The 7,012-nt window shown below is 52.4% G+C and carries 7 protein-coding genes; 5 read left to right on the forward strand and 2 right to left on the reverse strand.

The annotated features are described in order from the left end of the window. Positions 1-5: 5 nt before the first annotated feature. The 5 genes from hemE (at position 6) to GC128_RS21905 (ending at position 3,554) form a co-directional block, all read left to right on the forward strand. On the forward strand, positions 6-1,070 hold the full coding sequence (hemE, locus tag GC128_RS21885) for a uroporphyrinogen decarboxylase (protein WP_151996073.1): 1,065 nt from the start codon (positions 6-8) through the stop codon (positions 1,068-1,070). 9 nt (positions 1,071-1,079) lie between these two features. Then, positions 1,080-1,751, forward strand: a complete 672-nt coding sequence (gene nfi, locus GC128_RS21890; protein WP_151996074.1) for a deoxyribonuclease V — start codon at positions 1,080-1,082, stop codon at positions 1,749-1,751. Between the two features lie 43 nt (positions 1,752-1,794). Then, positions 1,795-2,385: a YjaG family protein gene (locus tag GC128_RS21895; protein ID WP_064556026.1), complete on the forward strand. Its 591-nt coding sequence runs from the start codon at positions 1,795-1,797 to the stop codon at positions 2,383-2,385. A gap of 186 nt (positions 2,386-2,571) precedes the next feature. Continuing rightward, positions 2,572-2,847, forward strand: coding sequence for a nucleoid-associated protein HU-alpha (gene hupA, locus GC128_RS21900; protein WP_034492331.1), 276 nt, complete (start codon positions 2,572-2,574; stop codon positions 2,845-2,847). An 8-nt stretch (positions 2,848-2,855) separates the two neighbouring features. After that, complete coding sequence (locus tag GC128_RS21905) at positions 2,856-3,554, forward strand: DUF1481 domain-containing protein (protein ID WP_151996078.1); 699 nt, start codon at positions 2,856-2,858, stop codon at positions 3,552-3,554. Between the two features lie 52 nt (positions 3,555-3,606). Here the strand turns inward: GC128_RS21905 and purD are convergent, their stop codons facing one another. Further along, entirely contained in the window at positions 3,607-4,899 is a 1,293-nt protein-coding gene (purD, locus tag GC128_RS21910; RefSeq protein WP_151996075.1) for a phosphoribosylamine--glycine ligase, read from the reverse strand. 17 nt (positions 4,900-4,916) lie between these two features. Next, positions 4,917-6,506 (reverse strand): bifunctional phosphoribosylaminoimidazolecarboxamide formyltransferase/IMP cyclohydrolase, encoded by a 1,590-nt coding sequence (purH, locus tag GC128_RS21915; protein ID WP_151996076.1) that lies wholly within the window; start codon positions 6,504-6,506, stop codon positions 4,917-4,919. Between the last annotated feature and the right edge of the window lie 506 nt (positions 6,507-7,012).

Here is a 7,012-nt window from a genome sequence, read left to right on the forward strand (position 1 = left end):
TAAAAATGACTGAACTGAAGAACGATCGTTACCTGCGGGCGCTGCAACGCCAGCCTGTAGATACCACGCCAGTATGGATGATGAGGCAGGCAGGTCGTTACTTGCCAGAATACAAAGCGACACGTGCGCAGGCTGGCGATTTTATGTCGCTGTGCAAAAATGCTGAATTGGCTTGCGAAGTGACTTTGCAGCCGCTGCGTCGCTACCCGCTGGATGCGGCGATCCTCTTCTCCGATATTCTCACCGTACCCGATGCGATGGGGCTTGGCCTCTATTTTGAAGCAGGCGAAGGCCCGCGTTTTCGCTCGCCGATTACCAGCCGTGCTGATGTCGAAAAGCTGCCGATTCCTGATCCAGAAGACGAACTGGGTTATGTGATGAACGCGGTGCGTACTATTCGCCGTGAGTTAAAAGGCGAAGTGCCGCTGATTGGTTTCACCGGCAGCCCGTGGACGCTGGCGACTTATATGGTTGAAGGCGGCAGCAGCAAAGCCTTTACCGTGATCAAAAAGATGATGTATGCCGACCCGCAAGCGCTGCATCTTCTGCTCGATAAGCTGGCGCAAAGCGTCACGCTGTATCTGAATGCGCAAATCAAAGCGGGCGCGCAATCGGTGATGATTTTCGATACCTGGGGCGGCGTGCTGACCGGGCGTGATTATCAGCAGTTCTCGCTCTATTACATGCACAAAATCATTGATGGCCTGCTGCGTGAAAACGAAGGTCGCCGTGTGCCAGTGACGATGTTCACCAAAGGCGGCGGTCAGTGGCTGGAAGCGATGGCTGAAACGGGCTGTGACGCGCTGGGCTTAGACTGGACAACCGACATTGCTGACGCGCGCCGTCGCGTCGGCCATAAAGTGGCGTTGCAGGGCAATATGGACCCGTCCATGCTTTATGCGCAACCTGCGCGTATCGAAGAAGAAGTTGCCAGCATTTTGGCCGGTTTTGGCAAAGGCGAAGGCCACGTCTTTAACCTTGGCCACGGCATTCATCAGGATGTGCCGCCAGAACATGCGGGTGCATTTGTTGAAGCGGTGCACCGTTTGTCGAAGCCGTATCACGAGTAAGGATCAGTGATGGATCTTGCAATCTTGCGCGCACAGCAGATCGAACTTGCTTCACAGGTGATCCGTGAGGATCGTCTTGAGCAGGATCCTCCCCGGTTAATCGCCGGGGCTGACGTTGGCTTTGAGCAGGGCGGTGAGGTTACACGAGCCGCCATTGTGTTATTGCAATATCCTTCCCTTGAACTGGTTGAATATCAGGTGGCGCGTGTCGCCACCTCAATGCCTTATATCCCCGGTTTCCTCTCGTTTCGCGAATATCCTGCACTGCTTGCGGCGTGGGAAATGCTGTCGCAAAAACCAGATCTGCTTTTAGTTGATGGTCATGGTATTTCGCACCCACGGCGTTTGGGCGTAGCCGCCCATTTTGGCCTGCTGGTGGATGTACCGACGATTGGCGTTGCCAAGAAACGTCTGTGTGGGAAGTTTGAACCGTTATCTGAAGAACCTGGTTCATGCAAGTTGCTGAGCGACAAAGGTGAAGCACTTGCGTGGGTGTTACGCAGTAAAAAGCGCTGCAATCCGTTGTTTGTCTCCACTGGTCACCGTGTAAGCCTTGATACGGCCTTGCTATGGGTGAATCGCTGTCTGTTGGGTTACCGCTTACCTGAACCCACTCGCTGGGCAGATGCTGTGGCATCGGGTCGCCCGGCTTTCACGCGCTGGCAAGCAATTCAGGGGTGATTAAGGTAAACTGCCGCTAATATTCCGTCTTTGAGACATCGCTATGTTACAAAACCCAATCCATCTGCGCCTGGAGAAACTGGAAAGTTGGCAACATGTCACTTTCATGGCTTCTTTATGCGAACGTATGTATCCGAATTACGCCATGTTCTGCCAGCAGACTGAATTTGGTGATCCTCAGTTGTATCGCCGTATTCTCGACTTGATTTGGGAAACCTTGACGGTCAAAGATGCGAAAGTAAACTTTGACAGCCAACTCGAGAAACTCGAAGAAGGCATTCCGTCTGCCGACGACTATGATATTTACGGTGTCTACCCGGCGATTGATGCTTGCGTCGCGTTAAGCGAACTTATTCATTCACGTCTTTCCGGGGAAACTCTGGAGCATGCGATTGAAGTCAGCAAGGCATCCATTACGACGGTTGCGATGCTCGAAATGACTCAGGCTGGTCGTGAAATGACCGACGAAGAGCTCAGAGCAAACCCGGCTGTAGAAGAAGAATGGGACATCCAATGGGAGATTTTCCGACTGTTGGCTGACTGCGAAGAGCGCGACGTTGAGCTGATCAAAGGGCTCCGCGCGGACTTGCGTGAAGCGGGTAGCAGCAATATTGGTATAAATTTGCAGCAGTAAGACAGCAAAACGTGACTTACAGTCCGAATTGTCACCCCTGAAGGCTTCCAATTAGCCCCCCGTCTGGTCTACATTTGTGGGGCGAAAAAAAGTGGCTATCGGTGCGTGTATGCAGGAGAGTGCTTTTTTGGCATTTCCGTCGCACTCGATGCTTAGCAAGCGATAAACACATTGTAAGGATAACTTATGAACAAGACTCAACTGATTGATGTAATTGCTGACAAGGCTGATCTGTCTAAAGTACAGGCTAAAGCTGCTCTGGAATCCACCCTGGCTGCAATTACTGAGTCTCTGAAAGAAGGTGATGCTGTCCAACTGGTTGGTTTCGGTACCTTCAAGGTAAACCACCGTGCTGAGCGCACTGGCCGCAACCCACAGACTGGTAATGAAATCAAAATCGCCGCAGCTAACGTGCCGGCATTTGTTTCAGGCAAAGCACTGAAAGACGCTGTTAAGAGCTAATAGTGTCAGTGAACAGTTTTAGCAGAGGGGCGTTTACGCCCCTTTTGTTTGTCTGCCGTCCTTTGGGCGTGCTGGCAGGCACAGTGCTGCTAATGGCATGCAGCAGCCAACCTCCTATCCCACCATTTACCGCGAGCGGTTATATTGCCGATCAAGGTGTGGTGCGCATCTGGCGTAAAGACAATAGCGACGATGGCAGTATCCATATGCTTGCGGTGTTTAGCCCGTTGCAGAAGGGCGTGACGTCTAGCAATGATTATCGTTGGCAGGGCGAGCAACTTGTCTCAATTGAGATGACGATTCAGAGCCAACCTCCAGAGCATGTAAAAGTACGTTTTGACGATCACGGTGAGCTGAGTTTCATGCAGCGTGAAGTGAATGGTCAAAAGCAGCAGCTTTCTAACGACCAAATCGCCTTGTATCAGTATCAGGCGAGTCAGACTAAAGCGACCAGCGAAGCATTGCGCATTGGGCGTGTTGTGTTGCGACAGGGCCGCTGGCACAGCAATGGCACCGTGACAACCTGCGAAGGCGAAACCATCGAGCCTAAACTCGACGGCGTATCGCTTAATCATATTGCGAATCGGCAGCGTCATTCATCAATGGACGTCAGTATTGCCTGGCTTGAAGCGCCGGAAGGTTCTCAGCTGTTATTAGTAGCGAATCAGGATTTCTGTAGCTGGCAGCCTAAGCCTGCTACGTTCTAAATAGAAAAACCGCCACGAGGGCGGTCTGTAATATCACATCGAGTTTCGAGTCTTACTTCGCGTTTTCACGCTCAATAGCACGATAGCCAATATCTGAACGGCTGAAACTGCCATCCCAATGGATATCCTTCATAAGCTCATAAGCACGCTGCTGCGCTTGTGCGACAGTGTCGCCTAAGGCGGTCACACACAGAACGCGCCCACCGTTAGTCACAACCATATCGTCTTCACGCAATTTCGTTCCGGCGTGGAACACCTTGCCGTCTGCGACTTCTTCAAGTGGCAAACCATGAATTACATCACCGTTACGGTAATCAGCAGGGTAGCCGCCAGCCGCCATCACCACACCCAGAGATGGGCGCTCATCCCACTTAGATGTCGTCACGTCCAGCTTGCCATCACACGCAGCGAGGCACAGCTCAACCAGATCTGATTGCAGGCGCAGCATGATTGGCTGGGTTTCAGGGTCGCCAAAGCGGCAGTTAAACTCGATAACCTTCGGGTTACCTTGTTTGTCGATCATCAGCCCTGCATAAAGGAAACCGGTGTAGGTATTCCCTTCAGCCGCCATACCGCGCACGGTTGGCCAGATAACCAGGTCCATAGCACGCTGGTGGACTTCATCAGTCACGACCGGAGCCGGGGAGTACGCACCCATGCCGCCAGTATTCGGGCCGGTATCACCATCGCCAACCCGTTTATGATCCTGGCTGGTGGCCATCGGCAGCACATTCTTACCGTCAACCATCACAATGAAACTGGCTTCTTCACCATCAAGGAATTCTTCCACCACGATACGGTGCCCGGCGTCGCCAAATGCGTTACCCGCCAGCATATCGTTAACGGCGGCTTCGGCTTCAGCGAGCGTCATCGCTACGATTACGCCTTTGCCCGCTGCCAGACCGTCGGCTTTAATCACAATCGGTGCGCCTTTTTCACGGACGTAAGCCAGTGCAGGCTCCACTTCGGTGAAGTTCTGATATTCAGCCGTCGGGATTTTATGGCGAGCCAGGAAATCCTTGGTAAAGGCTTTGGAACCTTCTAACTGTGCAGCCCCCTGAGTTGGGCCAAAGATTTTCAGGCCAGCCGCACGGAAGGCATCAACCACGCCAATCACCAGCGGCGCTTCCGGGCCAACAATCGTCAGGTCGATTTTTTCATTCTGCGCAAAGCTCAGCAGGGCAGCAGTATCCGTCGGGCTAATCGCCACGTTCTGCAAAGCAGGTTCCAGAGCCGTGCCCGCATTGCCTGGAGCAACAAATACCGTACGAACTAATGGTGATTGTGATGCTTTCCAGGCCAGCGCGTGTTCACGCCCGCCATTACCTATTACTAATACTTTCATTTATAGACGCTCCGGGATTAATGGCGGAAGTGGCGCATGTCGGTAAAGATCATTGCGATCCCATGTTCGTCAGCGGCAGCGATCACTTCTTCGTCGCGGATGGAACCACCAGGCTGGATAACACAGCTCACGCCAACTGCCGCTGCGGCATCAATACCGTCACGGAACGGGAAGAAGGCATCGGATGCCATTGCGGAGCCTTTTACTTCCAGGCCTTCATCGGCAGCTTTGATACCGGCAATTTTGGCGGAGTAAACACGGCTCATCTGACCGGCACCTATACCAATAGTCATATTCTCGCGGGCATACACAATCGCGTTCGACTTAACAAACTTCGCTACCTTCCAGCAGAACAATGCATCACGCAGTTCTTGCTCTGTTGGTTGGCGCTTGCTGACTACACGCAGGTCTGCGGCTGTCACCATACCCAGATCGCGATCCTGTACTAACACTCCGCCGTTAACGCGTTTGAAATCCAGACCCGGAATACGCTGCTGCCACTGGCCGCAAGTCAGAACGCGAACGTTTTGCTTAGCCGCTGTGATCTTCAGCGCTTCGTCGCTGGCTGATGGCGCGATAATCACTTCGACGAACTGGCGGGAGATAATCGCCTGCGCGGTTTCGGCATCCAGTTCACGGTTGAACGCGATGATGCCGCCGAATGCAGAAGTTGGGTCAGTTTTATAGGCGCGGTCGTAGGCATCTAATAAGGAATCGCTGACAGCCACACCGCATGGGTTGGCATGCTTCACGATAACGCAGGCAGGTTCGCTAAACTCTTTCACACATTCCAGCGCGGCATCGGTATCAGCAATGTTGTTATAAGAGAGCGCTTTGCCCTGAACCTGAGTTGCGGTGGCAACGGAGGCTTCTTTAATTTCTTCTTCTATATAGAAGGCTGCTTGCTGGTGGCTGTTTTCACCGTAACGCATATCCTGTTTCTTAATGAAGTTCAGGTTTAGCGTGCGAGGGAAGCGGCCGGAAGGATCTTTGCTTTCGCCATGGTAGGCAGGAACCATGCTACCGAAGTAGTTGGCGATCATGCTGTCGTAAGCGGCGGTGTGTTCGAAAGCCTTAATAGCCAAATCGAAACGTGTCTCGAGCGTCAGAGATCCTTCATTAGCATCCAGCTCGCTAATAATCGCTTCGTAGTCGCCGCTCTTTACTACGATTGCCACGTCTTTATGGTTCTTCGCCGCGGAGCGCACCATGGTTGGGCCGCCGATATCGATATTCTCTACCGCATCTTCTAAAGAGCAGCCTTCGCGGGCAACAGTCTGGGCAAACGGATAGAGGTTGACGACAACCATATCGATTGGGGAGATAGCGTGTTGTTCCATGATCGCATCATCCTGGCCGCGACGACCCAGAATGCCGCCGTGAACTTTTGGATGCAGGGTTTTGACGCGTCCATCCATCATCTCCGGAAAACCGGTGTAGTCAGAGACTTCGGTTACCGGCAGGCCAGCTTTAGCCAGTAGATGAGCGGTTCCGCCAGTGGACAGCAGCTCCACGCCACGTTGGGAGAGCGCCTGGGCGAATTCGACGATACCGGCTTTGTCAGAAACACTGAGCAGAGCGCGGCGTACAGGACGACGTTGTTGCATGGTTTGATCCCTTAGCTTTGGTTCGCATATAGAAGAGCGTTAGCTGAATTTTAGTTATTTTCCCTAAAACTCAGCTAACGCCCCAAAACGGGGCGTCCATTTATTGCGGGTGCATTGTAGCGAAAACGTTTGCGTCACGCTCGCAAAATTTAGGACTTCATCACGAATGTGGATAACTTTGTGTGTAACTGCGTATAAGGCGGGGTTTTGCTGGGGATTGCAGCAGTCAGTCAAATTAACGCATATTTAGGGTTGCAGCCTCCGGATAACTCCCTATAATGCGCCTCCATCGACACGGAACATGTGAACAACATCACAGAGTAACGCGGCGATGAGAGTCAAATATCCTGAAATTAAGGGTTGACTCTGAAAGAGGAAAGCGTAATATACGCCACCTCGAGTTAGCAAGCGAAAGCGCGCAACTCACTGCTCTTTAACAATTTATCAGACAATCTGTGTGGGCACTCGCAGGATTGATATCTCAGATACCTTCGGGTATCAAAAAA

Origin of the sequence: Buttiauxella massiliensis (assembly GCF_902500225.1) — a bacterium.
GTDB classification, from domain to species: Bacteria; Pseudomonadota; Gammaproteobacteria; order Enterobacterales; family Enterobacteriaceae; genus Buttiauxella; species Buttiauxella massiliensis.